Below are 21,354 nucleotides of genomic sequence, written 5' to 3' on the forward strand. Positions count from 1 at the left end.
AGGCTAAAAAATGGGGAGCCCTTGGGCTCCCCATTTTTTCTAAAGATTCCTTCTAAAAACTTTTTTTCACCTTTTCAAGATGGTCTTCCAGTTCCTTGGGTATCCTGTCGCCAAACCGGCTATAAAACTCGACGATCCCCTCCACCTCTTTTTTCCAGTCATCACTTTTGATTTCAAAAAGCTTCTCAAGTGTATCGCGAGAAAGATCAAGGCCCGACAGATTGAGGTCAGCATGGTAAGGCAGAAGGCCTACAGGGGTCTCCATCGCCGGAACCGTGCCTTTTACCCTATCCATCATCCATTTAATGATGCGAAAATTATCACGGAAGCCGGGCCAAATGAACTTGCCCTGAACGTCCTTCTTGAACCAGTTGACGAAGAATATCTTGGGAGGGCTCGTAAGTTTGCTCCCAACGCTCATCCAATGTTTGAAATAGTCGGCCATGTTATAGCCACAGAATGGCAGCATCGCCATGGGATCACGCCTCACCACACCAACTGCGCCCGCTGCGGCGGTCGTGGTCTCGGAACCGAGAGAAGAGGCCTTGAAGACCCCGTGATTCCAGTCAAAGCTTTCGCACACAAGAGGGATAGTATCGGACCTTCTCCCTCCGAAAAGGATGGCCGAGATGGGAACACCATTCGGATTGTCAAATTCGGGGGAAAGCGTAGGACAATTACGCGCTGCCACGGTAAACCTGGAGTTGGGGTGGGCAACGACTTTGCCGGATTCCGGCCTCCATGAATTTCCCTGCCAGTCAAGGAGATGTGCAGGAGCTATGTCGGAGAGACTTTCCCACCATGGAGAATTTGTATCCGTGTCCAACCCTGTGTTTGTGAAAAGAGTGGGGAAAACTTTGCCCGCCTTCAGGGTTTTCATCATCTGAGGATTCGTTTTATCTGAGGTACCAGGCGCAACTCCAAAAAAACCTGCTTCGGGATTGATGGCGTATAACCTCCCATCCGGCCCGACGTTGATCCAAGCAATGTCGTCGCCGAGCGTCGTTACATTGTAACCCTCAAGGATCGGGTCAATCATTGCAAGATTCGTCTTGCCGCATGCCGAAGGAAAGGAGCCAAGAACATACATGATCTCCCCGGTCTTTTTATCTTCCACGCCCATGATAATCATATGCTCTGCGAGCCATCCTTCTTGGCGGCCTTGATATGATGCGATCCTCAATGAAAAACATTTCTTACCGAGCAGGGCATTCCCGCCGTAGCCGGAGCCTACACTCATCACGAGATCTTCCTGAGGGAAATGCATGATGTAGCGTCTTTCGGGATTGAGGTCGGCGATGGAGTGGAGACCCTTCACGAATTTGTCGGAGCCTCCGATCCGTTCCAGAGTAGCCTCACCCACACGGGTCATGATGTACATGCTGACCACTACATATATAGAATCGGTGATTTGTATACACGGTTTGGCGTAGGGAGAGTTAGGATGGCCCATCATGTAGGGGATCACGTAAAGGGTACGGCCTTTCATGCATCCATCAAAGATTCGAGAAACGGTCTCTTTCGCCTCCCTGGGTTCCATCCAGTTGTTATTAGGACCCGCATCTTCCCTGTCAGGCGTGCATACGAAGGTGAGCTGTTCCGTCCTGGCCACATCGTTAGGATGGCTTCTGTGGAAGTAAGAGTTAGCAAAAACTTCATGGTTCAATTCCCTGAACGTCCGGTTCGACCCCGTCATCTCCTTCTCAATCCCGATCCTGATAAGGTCGCGCATTTCCTGTTCCGTTCCATGAACCCAGTATATTTTGTCCGGTTTGGTAAGCTTCGCCTGTTCTTCGACCCATTGTTCGACAAACGTAGACATAAAAATCCTCCTTAAAGATATAAAATTACCTTGCTAATATGTAGCATTATCATTCCAGACGATTCAACAAAAAAGAGGTGGAAGGGATCGAATTTTATAGCCTGTTTGGCGACAAAAAGATTGCAGTTATGTACACCCTGCTTCGTCCACCCGTTATGATAGGGGACGTTGATAATAATCCAATCAGATTTACCGCAGACCCGGCATGGCTTGATAAAATCCGTTTATATGAACCACTTCTACTGGAATGTCAAAAAGATCAGTCAAGTTCTCACTCGTCATAACATGGGCCTTGCCTCCGTCAGCTGCAACTTTTCCGTCTTTAAGAAGGACAACTCTTTCAATTCCAGGTGGTATCTCGTGCACATGGTGGGTGACGAGAACTACGGTTTTCCCTGATGCAATAAGGTCTCCGATGATGGTCAGGTATTGAAAACAGGCCCTTATGTCAAGTCCACTCGTAGGTTCATCCAAAACGAGTGCTTCAGGCCCGTTGATCAGCGCCCGACCTAGAAGAAGTCTCCGCTGCTCCCCCGTTGACATCTCTCGAAACTGTTTCTTCTCGCAATTCGATACCCCAAGAATTTCCAGCATACGTCCGGCACGCTCCAAGTCCCGCACGGTAAATTTCTGATGGGTCCATATTCCGATGCTGGAGTATAATCCGGAGAGAAGAACGTCAATCCCCCGCACATCCCCCAAATACTCCGCCTGAAGGTCTTGAGACACTACACCCAAATGGTTTCTGATGTCCCACACATTCCAGAGGCCATGACCAAACACTCTGACATAACCCTCCCCTTCTTGCAAAGGATATATCTCTCTAGTCAGAAGTTTTAGGAGTGTGGACTTTCCGGCGCCGTTCGGTCCCAGTATAGCGGTATTTTGCCCCGCGGTTATCTTCAGGGAGAGTCTCTCGAATACCATAGTCTCCCCCCGATAGACGGTGGCATTCTTAATCTCCACTATATTGCGTACATGGGACAATTTCAGGATGTCTCCGTTTACACGCATTTCACAGAGTACTGCGTCTTATCTCTTTAAAAGCATTGCACCGCTTGAATATCCACCACCAAAAACGGTCACGACGATCAGTTCATCACTCCGAAATCTTTCCCAGTTCTGGGAAATCGCAATGGCAGTACTTGCGCAGCCTGTGTTGCCAGTATTCTCGATATTCATAATCAATTGCTCGTCCCGGAGTCCCAAGGTCGCCCCAACATGGTTGATAATCCTCAAATTGGCCTGGTGCGGTATTAGGTGTATAATATCGTCAAGACTAAAGCCGTTACGCGCCAAAATCCTTTCCACTTCGGAAACCATGTATCTGGTCGCGTAAACAAAAATGTCTCGTCCGCAGGGCATCCTCAATCCGCTCTCATTAGGCCTAAGATACACGGCATCCAGACTTTTCCCGATATCACCGAGACCAGTAGTATTCACATCAAGAATCTCTATCTCATCGCCTGTAATCTTTTCTTTCGAGATGAAGACAGCGCCTGCCCCATCACCCCATAGGTGACCTGACTGCTCATCTTGATCATCATTGTATGCGCTGTTGTGCTCTGAAGCAATGACGACCGCCCTGCGAGCCTTGTTTGCCGCGAAATAACCTTCCACTATTTCTATGCCGTTCAGAAACGACGAACACGCAGATGAAATGGAGACAACTCTTGCACCGCCGATTCCAAAATAGCTTTGTACGGCGTGCGCAAGGGTTCCGACGGTGTCATAAGGGGTGTAAGTCGCCCCCACAACGAGATCAATATCTTTCAATGGATAGGGAAGCCTCCCAATGGCTGATTTCACCGCTTCAATCGACATAGTGTTGGTATTCTCTTCCGGCTGGACTTTAGTCCTCTTCCTGATCCCCGACCGTTTAAAGATCCAATCGTCGGTAAGCCCGAGTAACTGCGTATAATATTCGTTGGGGACGAATGTTCCGGGCAGATAATGAGAAGCGGCATTGATATACATGGCTGTTATATAAACAAACCCCCTTCATTTTTTAATAATAACAATCGGGTGCACAGTCCAAAATCTCTCTTTCCAATGATTGCGGAACAGCATTCAAATAAGCCAAGAGAACCGCTACAGGAAGTGATCCGGGCGAACTCATTCGCTCTCTTCACGATAAACCATTCATATGAGAGGTAACTATATCAACAATGCAAGTCCGTGTCAACTGTGGAAGCGCAAAGCCCGCGGTGGTTAACGGTCAGGACTGACCGAAACACACCTCAACAGGCAAGATGTCGGTCGTCAAAGGACTCGAATCGTGGCGCCTCCTTATCTTCATCCTGGAGGATTACGAGGTCTATACCTAGTCCGTGATCTCCGAGATGTTTCATCATGAGTTTTGAGATATTTGCGAGAGTCTGGGCAAAAGATTAAATGTCGTAGAATCTTCCCTTTGAATCCCAGCAGAATATCGATTTAAGCTCTTCAATCATCTGTGCTGCCTCTTCCTCGCGGAGGGGACATGTGAAGGACAGAGTCAGCGTACATTTCTGGAAATATTCCGCCTATTCCACATAAAACACATGGGCCGAATCCTGGGTTAACCACGCTCCGCTATAATCACTTTCCATACCAGGCAAACTATCCTCTGAAAAAGATACGAATCGGCCTTCATGATTCCAAATCCCCTTTCCACGAAAAGTCCCGTCACCTATATCAAACATCACCCTTCCCTGCTTCCGCAAATAAGACTGCATATCTTCCAAATGGGCGACAGCGACCTCTCTTTCGGCGATGAGAAAAAGAAGGCTTTCAAGGCCTCACTCATCCTTCTTAAGATTCAAAGCCCTGTGAACACCGGTCTAACTTGCCGCTATCTATCTAGCGGTCTCCCGAAAGCACGGAAGTGTGAAATCTGGCAACTTCCCGATTCCCAAGACTTCCGTTGGCTTCAAATAGAACAATGGGTTTAGTCGGTATATTAGACAGATACATTAACCTCCTTTGGCATTGATGGTGTCCACGCAATCCGGCCTTATGATTTTTATGCCCAACCGTAAGGACACACCAAGAATTTTCTGTCCAGCTTTTCGATCCTCCCCTAACCCCGAAAACCAGCCCGCCTCAATAGTAGCCCCCAGGATTCCTTTTTTCCTCATGATTTCAAGAATGTCCGACAATCCTGACGCTGGAATAAGAATGGCCGCTAGATCAGGAGAGAAGGTACATCGCTGACCGTAATGCTTTCAGAAAAATATATGGCTTCCATAAAGAAACCTTAAGGGTTCTTTATATCGCGGTACATTTTTTTACATCTCTTTATTGTAATTTGAGGGTCAAAAAATCGTCAGTATATACAAATACAAAGAGAATACTGCATGCGCAACTTTTGCCTGGTGTCACGCTTTAGGTCGTCATAAGCTTCAAAATAGGGTAAAACGAAAAAATGGACGTCACGCTTAATAATGGAGAAAGCCTGCAACCTCTTGCGGTTGCAGGCTTTCGTGGCGGAGGGAGTAGGATTCGAACCCACGGGGCGCTTGCACGCCCAACGGTTTTCAAGACCGCCGCTTTCGGCCGCTCAGCCATCCCTCCGGTGAAGACCGTAATGAATACTACTCAGTTTGCAACTCCCGATTTTACTACCATCTTATGAGGCTGCTGCCCCATGTGAGGCCACCTCCAAACGCAGTCAGCAAAACCAATTTGTCCTTGGTTATTGTACCGTCTCTTACCGCTTCGTCAAGAGCAATCGGCACGGTAGCCGATGATATATTTCCATATTTCTCAATGCTCATGTAAACTTTATCCATAGACACTTTCAACTTTTTGGCCATACCTTGAATTATCCTTAAATTGGCTTGATGGGGGATGATGACATCCACATCATCAATCGTGTGCCCGTTAAACTCGACTGCTTCCTCGCATGCCTCGGCAAACCTGGTAACCGCCACCTTGAAGGATTTGCTGCCTTCGATCAGTTTCAGGAAGTGAAGCCCTTTGTCGACGCTCTCGTGCGATATAGGGGTCGTCTTAGAGCCACCACCAGGCATCAGCAGGGTATCTCCGTTTGCCCCGTCCGTATGGACATGGGTCGAAAGCACTTGCGCCCCGCCATCCGTCTCGGTAATGACCGCTGCTCCTGCACCGTCTCCCCAAAGGATACAACTCTCCCTCTCCTTCCAGTTCACCACTCTCGTCATTATTTCTCCTGCCACGACAAGGGCAGTCTTGTTTGATCCCGACTTTATCATCCTGTCCGCCACGTGTAGTGCAAATATGAAACCAGAACATGCCGCAGTCACATCAAAAGAGATGGCTCTGGTACACCCTAATTTCGCTTCCAGCCAGTTTGATCCGGAGGGACAGTGAGTGTCCGGGGTTATTGTTCCAAGCACAATGAGGTCAATATCATCTGCCTTGATGCCCGCCATCTCTATAGCCCGCAAGCCCGCCTCCTTACATAGGTCTGAGGTAGCAACCTCAGGGTCCGCGATTCTTCGGGCTTTTATACCTGTTCTTGTATAAATCCATTCATCAGAAGTATCCAGAAATTTTTCAATATCAAAATTGCTCAGAACCTTCTCAGGAAGATACGAGCCTGTTCCTACAATTCCAACCCTTTTCATTAAAAGCTCCTTCTTAAACCTTTTAGACATAGAACATTTAACAGGGCAATAGCCAGTGACCTTAGTAGACCAAAAAAGTCGGGAAATTGTCAAGGGCTAATATATCGAAAATATCACTTGACATGTCGGCCATATGTCTCTAAAACTGTTCCCTGATGGCAGACTGGATGCACAGATTGAAGAACCTAAAATGGCCCATATGGCGCGCATGTACTCTACTGGCAATTAAAACATGAAGAAACAATGGATCGTCACCGTTTTTGGGTTCATCATAAGCGCCATGCTCCTCTATTTTTCACTGAAAGGTGTCAGCTTCGGAGAAATACTAAAGACTTTCCGTACGGCTCATTATGGGATTATCTTTATCCCGCTTTTATTTGTGGCCTTTGCGATCGCTGGTTGCGCTTTAAGGTGGTCGAAAGTGTGCGGCGGAAAGGTGAAGTTTCGAGATACTTCGACCGCTCTTCTCATAGGACTCTTCGTAAATAATGTGCTTCCCGCCAGGATCGGTGAAGTAGCGAGAGGATACGTCCTGTCAAAGAGGACTGGCCTGTCGCTTACTTACAGCCTCTCCACGGTACTTGCAGACAGGTTTTTCGATCTTGTCGGTCTTCTAGCAATTACCTTTCTCTTTTTTCCTGAACGGTCCCTGCCCCAGGATGTCTCTAAGGCAATATTGTTGCTCGTCCTACTCCTCATATTCTGCATCACAATCATGCTTATAATGAGCCAACAAAAATATGCAGACAGGGTCGCGCAAATATTTCACCGCATAAAAAAACCATTCTTTTCGAATATCGCTCACAGGATACTTGAGATCCAAGAAAACCTCAAGCGCATCAATTCGCCCTTGAACCTCCTGATTTTCATCACCTTATCACTCTTCACTTGGCTATCCATGAGTACCGCCCTTTATTTTGTCACCCTGGCGCTCGGAGTATCGGTCAATTTCAGATATATACCTTTTGTCTGCGCCCTCCTCAACATGGGCCTCACTGTCCCCACGGTCCCCGGCTACATCGGGGTCTATCAGTTTCTTCTTACAAACCTTCTTATGATTTTCGCCGTGCCGAAGACCGAAGCGCTTTCCGTTTCCATCCTTTTTCACGCAACATGGTACATACCGTACAATATTATTGGAGCCATACTGCTGGTCAAAGAAAAAATGGGGTTCAAGGAGATAAAAAGCCTTAAGGACAAAAAACAATAGATATCAGCCGCTTTTTTAGAGCTATTCGTCTATGCTTCGCTGATTACTATTCACTGCCTTCAAATATTCACTTCACGGATTTTGCTGAGGCCAAATTGGGAGGTGCCAGCACATATTCTATCTCGGTCTAGCTTCCAGGCAGAGCGAGGGGGGATTTTGTTCAAGTATTCCTGTTCTCACTATAGCTAGAGAGGTATCGCTAACGACTAATGACGAATGGTCAACAACTGCTTTTAAGATTATTCGCTACCGATTATCTTCTTGATTTCGAAACCTGACGTTCTCTCGTATGAAATGTAGGTTGCATGTTTGATAAAGTCCCCTGCATTCAGGTAGACGACCTTTCTTCCTCCTGAGGTATATTCAAATCGGTCTGGCATGTGCGAGTGCGCCAGTATGACCGCATCAAATCCTTCATCAAGTATCTTTAGGGCATACGCCCGAAACCTGTCGCGCACCTTTTGCTTGTATTCCTTCTTTTTTTTCGAAAGGAAGATTCTCGCCCCCATGGCAATTATCCATGTCAAGCGAGGACCGAGGATATCCATCATACGGCCTGTCAGACGGGATTTTAGCACAGTCCTCACAAACCCCCCGGCCAGTTCGTCCCCATGGGACACGAATACCCTCTTGCCATCAATGTCAATGTTCATACTTTCTCTGCATACTACGCCGGTATAAACTTCAAAGAATCTACCCACGCCAAACTCGTGGTTACCTTCAAGGAAGTAAACAGTAACGCCACTGTCCGTCAATTTCTTCAGAGCATCGGCAACACCTTTGAACCACGGGTATATGTAATCACCGTGTCCATGATAAAATTCGAAGAGATCGCCAAGAACAAATACCATGTCAGCGTCGCTACACGCTTCCCTGAGGAAGTTTTTCACGATCTTCTGTTTTTTCTCATCTGTTTTGTCGAGGTGGGTATCGGAAAAAAAAATTATTTTCATCGCTGGCAAGTAAGATATTCCCCAAGAGCCTCCTGCCAACTCCTCATGGCCATACCTGTGTCGCCTTCAATCTTTAAACAGTTAAAGACCGAATACTTCGGTCTTGTCGCTTTTCTGTCAAGGTTGGAAGACGTGACCGGAGTAAGAGAGACATCCATGCGAAGGCGTGAAAATATCTCCTTGGCAAATTCATACCAAGAACAGGAGCCCCTGTTGGCCACGTGATAAATGCCGGATTCCCCTTTTTGTATGAGACGTGCGAGCGGAGCGGCTATGTCCTTTGCATAGGTAGGCGTACCCCATTGGTCATTCACAACCCGGGCAGCGCCTGTTTCATTGGCTATCTTCATCACCTTGGTGATAAAATTGTTCCCACCACAGCCGTAAATCCATTCAGCCCTCAAAACCACGGACGAGGGAAGTATGCGGAAAATGTTCTGCTCGCCCGTGAGTTTGGTCTTTCCATACACGGACAAAGGATTTGGCTGATCTTTCTCCGTGTATGGAGTCCCTTTCTCGCCGTCAAACACATAATCCGTGCTGAAATGGACAAAACGGATCTTATTGGCTTTACACAGTTGAGCGACTATCGCCGGTCCGTCGCTATTCAGCTCCTGAGCCTTGTCCGGTAAATCCTCACATCCATCGACATCCGTCATTGCTGCAAGGTTGACGACAACGTCTGGCCTGTGATGCCGGATGACCCGACCGCCCATCTCAGCGTCCGTGATATCCCACTCCATGATATCAAGCGGCACGACGTCAAAATCATGGGCCAGAAGGGGAATAATATTTGTGCCTACAAGGCCGAGACTGCCGGTAATCAGAAGTTTCATGCCTATCTATTCTTGTACATCCGGTCATAGTACTCAAGGTACTCACCGCTTATGATCCTCTCCCACCAGGATCTGTGGTCCATATACCAGGCCACTGTCTCTTCCATCCCTTTTTGAAATTCCATTTTTGTTTCGAAATTAAGGAAGTTCTTGATTTTCGTGGAATCAATGGCATACCTTCTGTCATGGCCCGGCCTGTCCTTCACGTAACGTATCAAGCTTTCAGGCTTCCCAAGGATGTTGAGAATAAGCTGGACAATTTCGATGTTGGTTCTTTCGTTTTCTCCGCCCACGTTATAGATATTGCCCGGCTCCCCCTTATGGAGTACCAAATCGATAGCCTCGCAATGGTCCGTCACATATATCCAGTCCCTTACGTTCATGCCGTCTCCATAGACCGGCAACTCCTTGTCATGCAGGGCATTACTAATGATAAGGGGAATCAATTTCTCTGGGAACTGGTAAGGCCCGTAATTATTGGAACATCTCGTTATGACCGTGGGGGTGCCATATGTTTTGTGGTATGCCATGGCGAGCAGGTCCGCCGATGTCTTGGACGCCGAGTAAGGACTGTTTGGGGCAAGTGGAGTATCCTCGCAAAATTTTCCCTCTTTCCCGAGAGAACCGTACACTTCATCGGTGGATATCTGGATAAAACGTTTCACACCTTTTTGCCTTGCCTGCTCAAGGAGCATAAAGGTGCCGGAGATATTCGTCCTCACGAAGGCATCAGGTTCCATGATACTTCTATCCACATGGGATTCTGCCGCAAAATTCACTACTATATCCACTCCATTGTTGAAAACCAAGGCTGTGTCTTCTTTCCCCGCAATATCTCCCCGTATAAAGGTATAGCGAGGATCATCCTCAATATCCTTAAGGTTTTCAAGGTTACCAGCATAGGTAAGATTGTCAAAATTAACGATATAATACTGATACTTGGATAACATATGCCTTATGAAATTGCTCCCTATAAAGCCACAGCCTCCAGTAACAAGTATACGCATGTTATCCATCTTTCCTCTCCCATTTATAGGGTACGCCGTTCACATGAGGGTCAAGCCTATACTCGTCGGGATTCTCTCTATTATAGGGCTCGGTGGGAACATTGATCACGAGAGCCTCCTCGACGCTCACACATTTCCAGCCGTGATACACCATCCGAGGTACTTTCACAATCATGGGATTATGATCTCCGATAAAGAAATCATTAACCTCACCTCTGGTTGAAGACTCTTCCCGGTCATCAAAGAGGGCTAGTTTCAGCATCCCTTTTACGCACGTGATAAAATCGTCCTGTTTTTTATGGTAGTGCCATGCTTTCACGACTCCAGGATATGTAGTCGTGAGATAGACCTGGCCAAAGTGGACAAAAAAATTATCGTCATTTCTCAATATTTCCATAAGTCTTCCCCTTTCATCGGGGATAAGTCTTAATTGTCTCGTAATTACACCATCAATCATGCCCGCCTCTCTCTTAATCTCTATTGTTTGCGCCGGTCTGCGACACGAGAATATTGGCCCTAAGTAGCGACTCGAAAGTGCCTGCATCCGTCCACCATCCCTGAAGCATCTCCCAAGTCATGGTCTCCTCCTTCACGTACGCGTTGTTCACATCAGTAATCTCGAATTCCCCTCTCTCGGATGGTTTCAAAGTTTTCACGATATCGAACACTCGGCCGTCGTACATATAGATGCCGATTACCGCCAGATTGCTCTTTGGCTCCTTCGGCTTTTCCACAATATTTACAAGCTTGTCATCTATAATTTCAGCGACACCGAACCTTTCGGGATCAGGCACTTCCTTGAGGAGTATCTTGGCCCCTTTCCCCTGAGCTTTGAAGTCTTCTACGGCTTTTATGATATTCCGCTCTATGATATTATCGCCGAGAACTACGCAGATCGGCTCGCCATCGGCAAAGTACTCGGCAAGAGCCAGAGCATCCGCAATGCCGCCTTCACCTTCCTGGTATGTGTAGTTTATATGTTTCAAGCCGAACTCTCTGCCGTTTCCCATGAGTCTGAGGAAATCGCCGGCATGATTGCCTCCGGTGACGATCATGATATCCGTAATACCAGCCCTGATGAGAGTCTCAATAGGGTAAAATATCATGGGCCTGTCATAAATAGGCAGCAGATGCTTGTTCGTGATCTTTGTGAGGGGGCTCAGCCTTGAACCAAGGCCTCCCGCCAATATTATACCTTTCATGGAATTATGCCTCCTGTTATCATCCCTCCCGGCCCTGAGGTCCTCGTAATTCCCGCGAGATCGACAGACAATCTGACGGTCGTATCCCGGGGCCTCACTGATTGAATTAGGGACAGATTTAAGGCCCAGCATCCGGGATGATAGACGATCTGGTAAAGGGTATTGATCCACGTCTGATCCGTGAAAGAATACCGTATATGATAACGGAGGTCAAACGACTTGTAGGTTGCCCCCATATCGAATACAGCCTCGTTGTTGTTGAGCGCTGTGCTGTATGTATGATAAATATTCATGAAATATTGTTTGGGGACACTGTAATACAGGCTATTTATCATCGAAACAAGACCCTGTCCTCCGGTGCTCCAAGTTGTCTGGTTCACATATCCAAAATCTTTCCATGGATGCAGTGTTAACTTTGAATTGATGTCTGAAAACCTTCCTCCGGAGCCTTTGTAATCCAAGGATGGGTCTAGATTCCCCGAAAATCCGTAAGTCTGCGATACCTCAAAGACGGAAATCTCCTTCGAAGTTCCTGAAGTCAAAGCATAGAGGTAGTGATTGAAAGAATAGGTGATCGTATTCTGTTGAGTGATCCTGTCGTAGGGATCAGCCGAAGAAATATTACTTGATGAACCGTTAGGAATGAACGTATACTTGAGTCGCGGCTTTATCAAGCTCTGCATCTGACCGAGGTTAAGAAAATCAAGATTATAATTCCTTATCAGTTGTATGTTCGCGTCTCCCTCCACCTTCATGGCATGACGCTCCGAGGTCGAACTCCCGCTTTCATTGGCGGCATGGTCTATCAAGTAAGCCGTTTCATAAAAGGTTGCATTGAAAAGGAAGTTTACCCCGTTCCATGAATATGGCAGTCTAACCCTCGGTTCAAAGGCAAGCCTTGTAAACGTGGTCCCCTGTTCCCGATAAAAATTGTTCAAATCAAAGTAGAAGTTGGTATAGAACTTGTTTTTCATGATGGGAATATATTCGGTAAAAAAGGTCGCGCGAGGCAGGTATTTAAACGTTGCGTCGTTATCTTTCACGGTCAGGTTTCTGAAATATGCCGCTTCTACAGTGAGAAGTGACGCAGTGAAAGGCTTTTCTACGTACGCAGTTGATTTCAAAAGGTGCTCCGCCCTTTTTGCCGGTGTGATGCCGAAGTCAAGGACAACATCTTTATCCGACACGAAGTCAACGTTAGCCTTAAAAGTAAGATCTTTCCCTATCAGTTGTTCATGCCTTCCAGTCAATTCCCATCTTGTATTGCCGTAGTCACGGTCGGATATGATCTTGTAATCCCACTCGCCCTTCAAATCTTGCCGGATAAAATATCTGAATTCAGAACCCAACAGAACTCCTCTGTTTTGAATGAATTGAGCGTAAAACGTCGCATCTTTATCTTTAGAGATGGCCCAGTAATACGATTCCTTAAATTTAAAGCCATCCCTGCTTGATGTTACGATTTCTGGAAGGAGAAACCCAGATTGTCTCTCAGCCTTCACCGGAAAAAAACCGCCGGGTATATAAAAAACTGGCACGTCCAGGATATAGAATTTCATGCCTTTTGTCCTTGCAAAGCCCTCCACCGTCACCTTGGTGTTGTCGGCAGTAAACTTCCACGCAGGCGCCGAAGGTCCTTCTATATTGCATGCGGTAAACTGGCCTCTCTTGATCTCGTATTCATTCTCCCCTAATTTCTCTATTTCACTGCCCACAATACTGAAATTGCCCTGTTTTATAAGTATCTTTCCTTTTTCTATCATGCCGGTCTTAGTGGCGAGGTTTAAATACATTTTATCCGAATAAATCACGTCCTCCCCTTCCCTGAACACCACGTTGCCCTCTGCGTATACATCTTCAGTAGCCTTGTTGTAGCGCACGTAATCGGCAGTCAATTTCCTTATTCCTTCTTTTATCTCCACGTCACCCTTGGCTACATAGGTATCCACCTCCTTGTCGTACTGAAGAGAGTCAGCCAAAATGTCGACAGACCCTGTTGCCCTTGCCTGAGCACTATCGGGCTTGGCAGGTGAGGAATATTTTTTATTGAGGGCGCCAAATTGCCCATAGACGGTCAAAGGGATCACCATGATACCTATGAACAGAATTAAGAGGGTGATTCTTTTAAATTGAACCGCCAATAATTGACCTCGCCTCTCCTATGGTATACATTGATCCGGTAACAACGATGAGATCCTCGTCACCAGCTGCACTTTGCGCCTCGGCAAGTGCGTCTTTCACGCTTTCAATAATGCGGGCACCTTTTACATAATCCTGGAGACAAAACGGGGAAAGAGCCCTTTCTACATGAGGTCTAGTAAGGATCACAATATCAAACAAAGGTAGTATCTCGTTCAATATCTCCTCATATGCCTTATCTCTCATGACGCCGAAAACAAGAATTTTCTTCTTCCCCGAGTAATGGCTCCGTAAATAATCCTTCAAAGCGCGTGCGCCATGAACATTGTGCGCCCCATCAAATAATACGGTCGGCCTCGACTTCACGACCTCCAATCGCCCTGGCCACTCAACATTGGAAAGCCCGGCCCTCACGTCTTTTTCGTTCAGACAAAAACCTGATAGCGTCAGACATTCGGTTGCTGCGAGAGCCAGCGCCCCGTTTCGAAGCTGATGATCGCCTTTGAGATTTACAAAAATATTTTTGAATCTTTTGTTTAGGCTCTCATAGGTCATGCACTGGTCGGACTCTTTGCTGCAACGGAAATCCTTGCCAAGCGCAAATACTGCACTTCCCTTGTTGCGGGCCTCCTCTTCTATCACTCGCAGCACAAGGCCGTAGGCTCCCGTGACCACTGGTACGCCACTCTTTATGATACCCGCCTTTTCCCGGGCTATATCGAAAATTTCATTGCCAAGGCAGTCCATATGATCGTAGTCAACGTTTGTGATAATGCTCACCAGAGGCAACACCGCATTAGTGGAATCAAGCCTACCTCCGAGACCCGTCTCAATAACACAAATATCTGTCTGTCTTTCAAAAAAAAATTCAAAAGCAAGGGCAGTCGTAAAGTCGAAATAAGTAAAGAACTTCTCCTCGTCGGTTTCTCTGACCTTATTTCTTAACCAGTTTGCAATGTCTGCTACTTCTTCTTCCCTGATCTCTACTTCGTTAACCGAAATTCTTTCTGTAAACGAGACAAGATGGGGGGACGTATATTTCCCCACCTTATACCCTCCCTCTAACAGCATACGGGAAAGCATGGACGCTACTGAACCCTTGCCGTTCGTTCCAGCCACATGGACAGTTTTTATGCGTCGGTGTGGATTATTGAGAAGATTAAGAATCCACTCTATATTTTCAAGCCCAAATACCGCCCCGAACTTCTCAAGGCCGGCAAGATACCTAAGGGTCTCTTCATAGCCCTTCATGTAACCAGCGATAACAACGTGTAAAGCTTCTGTTTCAGCTCTTTTCTCGGTACTATCATATCAATCATGCCATGTTCTAGGAGGTATTCAGCTCTCTGAAAGCCTTTGGGCAACTCCTCTTTTATGGTATCCTTGATCACTCTTGGGCCAGCAAAACCTATCATCGCCTTCGGCTCGGCAATGATGATATCTCCAAGCATACCCATACTCGCGGTCACCCCTCCGAGAGTCGGGTCCGTGAGCACTGAAATATACGGAACACCAGCAGATTTCAGCCTGTAAATTGCACCTGACACTTTAGACATCTGCATAAGGGACATAATGCCTTCCTGCATTCTCGCCCCCCCCGAAGAACAAAAAAGGATCGTGGGTATTTTCTTGTCCGCCCCCTCCTCCATGATTCTCGTAATTTTCTCACCAGCCACGGACCCAAGGCTGCCGCCCATAAAGGTAAAATCGAATATAGCAACCAAAACCTCTATCCCTCCTATCTTTCCTTTGCCGCAGTATAACGAATCCTTTTTCTTCGTCGCCTCTTGGGTCTCTTGGAGCCTGTTCTTGTAAGGCTTTGTATCCTTAAACCGGAGAAAATCTACAGGCTCTATTTTTTTGAATAGCTCCGCAAAAGACCCTTTATCAAAGGTAAGGGATACTCTGGTTTCAACCGTAATAGGAAAATGATACGAACACTTCAGACAGACGCTCTGATTACGTTCCACCTCTTTCTTGTACAGGAGTTCTTGGCACGAGCTGCATTTAATCCAAAGCGATTCCTCGCGAACCGCTTTTTTTATCTCTTTTTCAATATCTATTTCTTTGTGAGGCTTAGTCTCACTTTCTTTCTTTCTGAATAATCCCATTGTTCAATTTCCAGTTGATTTTTTGTTAGAAAGCTACCAAAATAAGTATGTCATGTCAATAAAAAGGGTCACTATACCAGCTCATTACAACCTTGAAGGTATTTTGAGAACAGGAAGCCGCGGCGCAGGTGTAGTGATATGCCATCCCAATCCGCTCTACGGAGGAAGCATGTTCAATAATGTGGTGGATGCCATTGAAGAAGGATTCTCGTCAAAGAATTTCACCGCCCTGAGGTTCAATTTCCGGGGAGTGGGAGAGAGCGCTGGAGTTTACGGCGGCGGAGACGGTGAGATAGATGATCTGACTGCTGCTCTCAGCTTCCTAAAGAGCCATTTATCATCCGACGCACACGTGACACTTGCCGGTTATTCCTTCGGGGCTTGGATCTGCAGTCGCGCTGCAGCCCGGCTTGGTAATATAGACCGCCTCTTTCTTGTGGCATATCCTTTTGCTTTTTATGGGACGGAAGAATTGAAGGCCTTTTCGGGCAAAATCTATCTTGTCGGCGGCACCCGAGATGAACTAGGCCCCAAAGAGGCTCTCCTTGATTTTTACCAAAACCTGGCGCTGATTGACAAATACCTTAAAATCATACCCACTGACCATTTTTACTGGGGGAAAGAGGAAGAAATAGCGCAGCTCATAAGGGAACAAGTGGGTCTTGAAGACCAGTCCGGAACCGGAGACTAAAGTTCCCATCTATTCAATCCTCATAATAAGATAAAGATTCGTGACGGACTTGTCTTTGTCTTCCTGCACGCGGCAATCGCTCATAACAATTTTTGCGGACCCGATTTCTTTGGCCTTCAGACGCTACACGTTCCAGATCAGGCCCACCGATCCAGCCCGCGCGCCACTATTGTCTCCTTGAAAGTTACTTCAAGACGCTTCTTATAAAAGTACTGAACTCATCAAATTGCCTTAATAGCCTGCCGTCCCGACTACACGGCGCGAACGTACATGTCATCACGATAGAGACATAGCTGGTGTTCACCCCCACATTAAAATGGTTTGGATCACCTGTAAATCTTTCAGGTTCAAGCGTCCATATATTTCTGATAAAATCATAAGGAGATTTTGCTTATAAGCTTTTCAAACGACTTACCAGATTGTACGTCAGGAGAAATGTATGGAGGTGTTCTTTTAAGCTCTTTATGACTGCCATAAAGAGCTTAAAAGAACACCCACCAATTTCCCGCCCTATCTCAAGAAGTCCGATCATTGTTTTGAATCTAGGACACCATCATTTTCATGAAAGATCTAAACCCATCAATGACCTTATGTATCATAAAATAACTATCCATTATTTCATTATGTTACAATTCAATATGGTACTTATTTTCAAAATATGAGGTTGACAAGATATATGGATCTGTTTATGTTAAGTGCAATATGAATGCTCTCAGAAAAGCAGCAGCCGCGTCCATTCCCCTTACCGTGCTCTTATGTTTTACTTATGGACATTTCCATCAAGTCAAGATTTCGACTCCCCATGAGGCCACAAAAGAACAGATTGTCCAAAAAATAATCCAACACATGGAAAACGAAAGTGTGAGCTTCGAAGACGAAGCACTCTGGAGTAGCGCAGAGATTATTTACGAGGAATCAAGACAGAAGCGTATAGACTACAGGCTCGTACTGGCAGTCATGAAGGTAGAGAGCAATTTCCAGCATGACGCGGTATCCAACCGTGGGGCAAGGGGACTCCTTCAACTGATGCCTTCGGTGGCCAAATTTATTGCAAAAGACGCGGGAATTCAATGGCATGGAGTGAAGACCCTTGACGAGCCTACGAAGAATATAAAGATAGGCATCCATCATCTTTCTAGTCTGCTTGATGACTTTGAAAGTCTGAATCTCGCCCTTCATGCGTATCATGTGGGACCCACCAGACTAAAGGAAATTCTCTCGGAACAGCATAAGCCTGACAAGAAATTTCTCAATCTCGTTCTTAAGGAATACAAAAATAATAAAGCCTCCCTCCCCGAACCCAACCTCCTTTAAAATATTTTCATAAATTGGTATAATAGAGACACTCCAACTTCCTGGATTCGGGGTCGGTAATACTTTCGGACGGCTTTGTCACATTTTATTCGCCATCTCATAGGGAAAATGAGGTATCAGTATTTACCTGCCACCGCGGATACCGATCTTCTCTTCTCTTAGAAGTCTCTCCGGGAACAGAGGACAGACCGACAGACCACGGTGACGCTTCTTACGGACGAGGTACCGACAGGACCGGATACGTTCCGGCCAGATGGATGACGATATAAGGTTCTTCTATGTATAATCCTGGCAAGAATGGGTTCATTTACCTAAAAGGGAAAATCGGTTCGTTCGTCTCTTTCTTTCTCTCCCGCATCGACCGCAAGACGGTGCTCTTTTATGAGACAGATGGTGAAGCGCTGTTACTGAAAGAGGAACTGGAGTTTTTCACAGGAAGAGATGTCCATCTTTTCCCTCCGTATTCGAATAAAGTATTCGAAAAAGAGGATGAAATGAAGAGGACAGGTTTCCTCTCGCACCTGGCCTCGGATGATGCTTTTTTCGGACTGTTTCCCTATAGCGCCATAAACCATCCTTTGAGTCCCGTTCAGGCATTTGAGGACCAAAAGAGACAGATCAGCTTCGGCGATACAGTCTTTCGGGAAGACCTCATTCAGCACCTCGACAAAATGGGATACGAACTTACGACTCTCGTGCGCGAGGAAGGGGAATACGCAAAAAGGGGCAGCATCGTAGACGCATTTCCTCCTTCTTATGGAAAGCCTGTGCGTATAGAGTTCCTGGGAGATGAGATCCTTTCTTTGCGCTCCTTTGATCCCCTTACACAAAGATCTCACGGGGAGCTGGAAAAATGCAACCTCGTGCCGGTGAAGACCAACGGCGGAGAAGAAGCTGCTCTTTCCGATTACTTTGACGACAATATGGTCTTTGTCCATAAGGGGCTCCAAAACCTCCTCCTGGTCGTAGAAAATGTGAATCATAAAGAGCAGTTGCGACAGCGATGTCTGTCAGGTCTCAATATTAATGTGTCCGGCATTGAAGGCGATGAGTCCGACACATTGATTGAGGCGGTTTCGAATGAAGACCTCAGACTGCTCCTTGAAACAAAAAAGAGTGAAATGTTCAGGATCCTTTCGGAAAAGATGACAAGAGAGTGGCATAAATACCGGTACGTCTATATTTTTGCCAGCAGCATGCGCCAGGGGGAGCGGCTCAGGGATATTTTCAAGAACTATGGCATTTCTCTACCTATATTGAATGCCATCTCTTTTTCGACACGAGAAAGGGAGAGTGGCATAGTAATAGGGCCTCTAAGGAGAGGATTCAGGACATCAGATATCGTTCTCCTCACCGAAGAAGATATCGTAGGCCCGAAGAAAAGGGTGGTCAAAAAGCGGAAAAGCAACGGTATCGATGAGTTTATTACTTCTTTCAAGGACCTCCAAACAGGTGAATGGGTGGTCCATGTAGAGCACGGCATTGGAGTTTACAAGGGACTTACTGAGTTAAAAGTCGCGGGGTATACCAAGGATTTTCTTCAAATAGAGTATCAGGATAGCGATAAGCTGTACGTTCCCATTGATGACCTTCATCTGGTGCAGAAATTTATTGGCGGCGAGAAGGCCAAACCGAAGATCGATAGACTCGGATCACAATCCTGGAAAACGACGAAAAGGAAAGTCAGAAAACAGGTAGAAGACATCGCCAAAGAACTTCTCGAAATTTATGCAGAGAGGGAAATGGCTGAAGGCTATGCGTATCCACCTGAGGATGAGCTTTTCAGAGAAATGGAGTCCCGGTTTGAGTTTGAAGAGACGGAAGGGCAGTCCGAAGCCATCGAGGCTGTTCTCAATGATCTGAAGAGCGCAAAGCCGATGGACCGTGTCATATGTGGAGATGTAGGATTTGGAAAAACGGAGGTGGCCATCAGGGCATCTTTTAAAGTCGTCATCGAAAACCGGCAGGTAGCCCTTCTCGTTCCTACCACGATCCTCGCCCAGCAACATTTCAAAACTTTTCAGGGAAGATTCGTCGATTACCCGATAAACATCGAAATGTTAAGCAGATTCAGGTCCAGAGAAGAGCAAAAACACATCGTGGAGAGAGTAAAGAAGGGTTCAGTAGATATTATAATAGGCACACATCGGCTGCTCCAGAAAGACCTCGCCTTCCGGGATCTTGGTCTCCTGATAATCGACGAAGAACACAGGTTCGGCGTGAAACATAAGGAATTGTTGAAACAGGCAAGAAAGAACGTGGATGTCCTTACTCTGAGCGCAACACCAATTCCGAGGACTCTCTACATGGCAACATCCGGCATAAGAGATCTGAGTGTTATCAATACCCCGCCCCTCGACAGGTTAGCGGTGAAGACTTCTGTGGTCAAGTTCAAGGACAACCTGATCCACAAGGCTGTGATGAAGGAGTTGGAGCGAGGGGGACAAGTGTTCTTCGTCCACAATTTCATTCATAATATAGGGGTCGTGCACAACCACTTGTCGAAACTCGTCCCTGATGCGAGAATTGTCGTGGCTCACGGCAGGATGGACGGCAAGACCCTTGAAAAGATCATGTTCGACTTCATCGATCGGAAATATGATATCCTCCTCTCGACCAATATCATTGAGTCCGGCCTCGACATTTCTAACGTGAATACCATATTCATCAATAACGCCCACAAGATGGGCCTTGCCGAATTATACCAATTGAGAGGCAGGGTCGGAAGGAGCACAAAGCAGGCATATGCGTACCTACTGGTCCCAAAAGATGAAACCCTGAAAAAGGATTCGCTTCTCAGACTCAAAATCATTGAGGAGTTATCGGAGCTCGGCTCAGGCTTCCATGTGGCAAATTACGACCTTGAGATAAGGGGGGCGGGCAACCTTCTGGGAAAGGAACAGTCGGGCAATATAAATCTTATAGGCTTTGAGCTCTATTGTCTCATGCTTGAGGACGCCATCACCAACCTCAAACATGAGGGGACCGGGGTCCGGCGCGAAGAGGAAATCGTACCGGAAATCAACATCCCCGTCGATGCATTCATCCCCGACACGTATATTGAAGACCCTGCCCAAAAACTCCTCATATACAAAAGACTCTCCAAAGTGCGAAGCGGGTCTGAGCTCATAGAGATGGAAAACGAGTTAAAAGACCGATATGGTGAAGTTCCGGGACCACTCGAAAATCTTCTGGAAATCATTTCTCTCAAGGCTCTCCTATTCCATTTGAAAATCAAGAAGATAGAACATTCCTCAAAACAGTTCATGCTTCACGTCACGGAACGCACACCCATCAACATGGAAAATCTGCTTCATCTCGTGAGAGAGGGAAAAGAGAAGATCAAGCTTCTTCCTGACGGAAGGATTATAATCGAAACGGAAAAGAAGGGCCGTGACGCAATTGTGTTCACCAGAAACATATTGATGCGTATTGTTACAATATGATATAATAAATGGGAAATTTGAATAAAAATGAGCT

General features: G+C 46.5%; 17 protein-coding genes and 1 tRNA gene. 4 read left to right on the top strand and 14 right to left on the bottom strand.

Going from position 1 to position 21,354, the window contains the following annotated elements:
* Positions 1-52: 52 nt before the first annotated feature.
* The 6 genes from LBQ00_02875 to LBQ00_02900 form a co-directional block, all read right to left on the bottom strand.
* A complete protein-coding gene (locus LBQ00_02875; GenBank protein ID MDR2017810.1) occupies positions 53-1,822 on the bottom strand; it encodes a phosphoenolpyruvate carboxykinase (GTP) in 1,770 nt (589 codons plus the stop codon).
* Positions 1,823-2,011: 189 nt separating this feature from the next.
* Positions 2,012-2,836 carry an ATP-binding cassette domain-containing protein gene (locus LBQ00_02880; GenBank protein MDR2017811.1) on the bottom strand — a complete coding sequence of 275 codons (825 nt, stop codon included), beginning with the start codon at positions 2,834-2,836 and terminating at the stop codon, positions 2,012-2,014.
* 18 nt (positions 2,837-2,854) lie between these two features.
* Positions 2,855-3,799: a ketoacyl-ACP synthase III gene (locus LBQ00_02885; protein ID MDR2017812.1), complete on the bottom strand. Its 945-nt coding sequence runs from the start codon at positions 3,797-3,799 to the stop codon at positions 2,855-2,857.
* A gap of 977 nt (positions 3,800-4,776) precedes the next feature.
* Positions 4,777-4,941 carry a hypothetical protein gene (locus LBQ00_02890; protein MDR2017813.1) on the bottom strand — a complete coding sequence of 55 codons (165 nt, stop codon included), beginning with the start codon at positions 4,939-4,941 and terminating at the stop codon, positions 4,777-4,779.
* A 346-nt stretch (positions 4,942-5,287) separates the two neighbouring features.
* Positions 5,288-5,377: transfer RNA gene (locus LBQ00_02895), tRNA-Ser, on the bottom strand.
* 47 nt (positions 5,378-5,424) lie between these two features.
* Complete coding sequence (locus LBQ00_02900) at positions 5,425-6,411, bottom strand: ketoacyl-ACP synthase III (protein ID MDR2017814.1); 987 nt, start codon at positions 6,409-6,411, stop codon at positions 5,425-5,427.
* Positions 6,412-6,643: 232 nt separating this feature from the next.
* On the opposite strand from LBQ00_02900, the gene LBQ00_02905 reads away from it, so the two are divergent.
* On the top strand, positions 6,644-7,621 hold the full coding sequence (locus tag LBQ00_02905) for a flippase-like domain-containing protein (GenBank protein MDR2017815.1): 978 nt from the start codon (positions 6,644-6,646) through the stop codon (positions 7,619-7,621).
* Positions 7,622-7,860: 239 nt separating this feature from the next.
* On the opposite strand, the gene LBQ00_02910 is transcribed toward LBQ00_02905, so the two are convergent.
* The 8 genes from LBQ00_02910 to accD are packed head-to-tail and all read right to left on the bottom strand — an operon-like array spanning position 7,861 to position 15,869.
* On the bottom strand, positions 7,861-8,574 hold the full coding sequence (locus LBQ00_02910; GenBank protein ID MDR2017816.1) for a UDP-2,3-diacylglucosamine diphosphatase: 714 nt from the start codon (positions 8,572-8,574) through the stop codon (positions 7,861-7,863).
* Positions 8,571-9,410 (bottom strand): dTDP-4-dehydrorhamnose reductase, encoded by an 840-nt coding sequence (rfbD, locus tag LBQ00_02915; GenBank protein MDR2017817.1) that lies wholly within the window; start codon positions 9,408-9,410, stop codon positions 8,571-8,573. Before rfbD ends, LBQ00_02910 begins: the two co-directional genes overlap by 4 nt.
* Before the next feature lie 2 nt (positions 9,411-9,412).
* The gene (rfbB, locus tag LBQ00_02920) at positions 9,413-10,426 is read right to left on the bottom strand and encodes a dTDP-glucose 4,6-dehydratase (protein MDR2017818.1); all 1,014 of its coding nucleotides are present in this window, start codon (positions 10,424-10,426) and stop codon (positions 9,413-9,415) included.
* The gene (locus LBQ00_02925) at positions 10,419-10,874 is read right to left on the bottom strand and encodes a dTDP-4-dehydrorhamnose 3,5-epimerase family protein (protein ID MDR2017819.1); all 456 of its coding nucleotides are present in this window, start codon (positions 10,872-10,874) and stop codon (positions 10,419-10,421) included. Before LBQ00_02925 ends, rfbB begins: the two co-directional genes overlap by 8 nt.
* 13 nt (positions 10,875-10,887) lie before the next feature.
* Positions 10,888-11,619 carry an NTP transferase domain-containing protein gene (locus LBQ00_02930; protein MDR2017820.1) on the bottom strand — a complete coding sequence of 244 codons (732 nt, stop codon included), beginning with the start codon at positions 11,617-11,619 and terminating at the stop codon, positions 10,888-10,890.
* Positions 11,616-13,760 carry an LPS assembly protein LptD gene (lptD, locus tag LBQ00_02935; GenBank protein ID MDR2017821.1) on the bottom strand — a complete coding sequence of 715 codons (2,145 nt, stop codon included), beginning with the start codon at positions 13,758-13,760 and terminating at the stop codon, positions 11,616-11,618. Before lptD ends, LBQ00_02930 begins: the two co-directional genes overlap by 4 nt.
* Positions 13,744-15,009, bottom strand: coding sequence for a bifunctional folylpolyglutamate synthase/dihydrofolate synthase (locus tag LBQ00_02940; protein MDR2017822.1), 1,266 nt, complete (start codon positions 15,007-15,009; stop codon positions 13,744-13,746). The genes lptD and LBQ00_02940 overlap by 17 nt, the downstream gene beginning before the upstream one ends.
* Positions 15,006-15,869, bottom strand: a complete 864-nt coding sequence (gene accD, locus LBQ00_02945) for an acetyl-CoA carboxylase, carboxyltransferase subunit beta (protein ID MDR2017823.1) — start codon at positions 15,867-15,869, stop codon at positions 15,006-15,008. The genes LBQ00_02940 and accD overlap by 4 nt, the downstream gene beginning before the upstream one ends.
* Before the next feature lie 52 nt (positions 15,870-15,921).
* Between accD and LBQ00_02950 the strand changes: the two genes are divergently transcribed.
* The 3 genes from LBQ00_02950 (at position 15,922) to mfd (ending at position 21,320) form a co-directional block, all read left to right on the top strand.
* A complete protein-coding gene (locus tag LBQ00_02950) occupies positions 15,922-16,560 on the top strand; it encodes a hypothetical protein (GenBank protein MDR2017824.1) in 639 nt (212 codons plus the stop codon).
* 702 nt (positions 16,561-17,262) lie between these two features.
* Positions 17,263-17,874: a lytic transglycosylase domain-containing protein gene (locus LBQ00_02955; protein ID MDR2017825.1), complete on the top strand. Its 612-nt coding sequence runs from the start codon at positions 17,263-17,265 to the stop codon at positions 17,872-17,874.
* Between the two features lie 278 nt (positions 17,875-18,152).
* Entirely contained in the window at positions 18,153-21,320 is a 3,168-nt protein-coding gene (gene mfd, locus LBQ00_02960; protein ID MDR2017826.1) for a transcription-repair coupling factor, read from the top strand.
* The last annotated feature ends 34 nt before the right edge of the window (positions 21,321-21,354 follow it).

The organism is Syntrophobacterales bacterium (assembly GCA_031274925.1).
Classification (GTDB): Bacteria; Desulfobacterota; Syntrophorhabdia; order Syntrophorhabdales; family Syntrophorhabdaceae; genus PNOM01.

Bases quoted from the DNA above. Each gene is read 5' to 3' on its own strand.
- LBQ00_02875 (MDR2017810.1), bottom strand. From the start codon at position 1,822: ATGTCTACGTTTGTCGAACAATGGGTCGAAGAACAGGCGAAGCTTACC.
- LBQ00_02880 (MDR2017811.1), bottom strand. From the start codon at position 2,836: ATGCGTGTAAACGGAGACATCCTGAAATTGTCCCATGTACGCAATATA.
- LBQ00_02885 (MDR2017812.1), bottom strand. From the start codon at position 3,799: ATGTATATCAATGCCGCTTCTCATTATCTGCCCGGAACATTCGTCCCC.
- LBQ00_02890 (MDR2017813.1), bottom strand. From the start codon at position 4,941: ATGAGGAAAAAAGGAATCCTGGGGGCTACTATTGAGGCGGGCTGGTTT.
- LBQ00_02900 (MDR2017814.1), bottom strand. From the start codon at position 6,411: ATGAAAAGGGTTGGAATTGTAGGAACAGGCTCGTATCTTCCTGAGAAG.
- LBQ00_02905 (MDR2017815.1), top strand. From the start codon at position 6,644: ATGAAGAAACAATGGATCGTCACCGTTTTTGGGTTCATCATAAGCGCC.
- LBQ00_02910 (MDR2017816.1), bottom strand. From the start codon at position 8,574: ATGAAAATAATTTTTTTTTCCGATACCCACCTCGACAAAACAGATGAG.
- rfbD (MDR2017817.1), bottom strand. From the start codon at position 9,410: ATGAAACTTCTGATTACCGGCAGTCTCGGCCTTGTAGGCACAAATATT.
- rfbB (MDR2017818.1), bottom strand. From the start codon at position 10,426: ATGGATAACATGCGTATACTTGTTACTGGAGGCTGTGGCTTTATAGGG.
- LBQ00_02925 (MDR2017819.1), bottom strand. From the start codon at position 10,874: ATGATTGATGGTGTAATTACGAGACAATTAAGACTTATCCCCGATGAA.
- LBQ00_02930 (MDR2017820.1), bottom strand. From the start codon at position 11,619: ATGAAAGGTATAATATTGGCGGGAGGCCTTGGTTCAAGGCTGAGCCCC.
- LBQ00_02940 (MDR2017822.1), bottom strand. From the start codon at position 15,009: ATGAAGGGCTATGAAGAGACCCTTAGGTATCTTGCCGGCCTTGAGAAG.
- accD (MDR2017823.1), bottom strand. From the start codon at position 15,869: ATGGGATTATTCAGAAAGAAAGAAAGTGAGACTAAGCCTCACAAAGAA.
- LBQ00_02950 (MDR2017824.1), top strand. From the start codon at position 15,922: ATGTCAATAAAAAGGGTCACTATACCAGCTCATTACAACCTTGAAGGT.
- LBQ00_02955 (MDR2017825.1), top strand. From the start codon at position 17,263: ATGAATGCTCTCAGAAAAGCAGCAGCCGCGTCCATTCCCCTTACCGTG.
- mfd (MDR2017826.1), top strand. From the start codon at position 18,153: ATGTATAATCCTGGCAAGAATGGGTTCATTTACCTAAAAGGGAAAATC.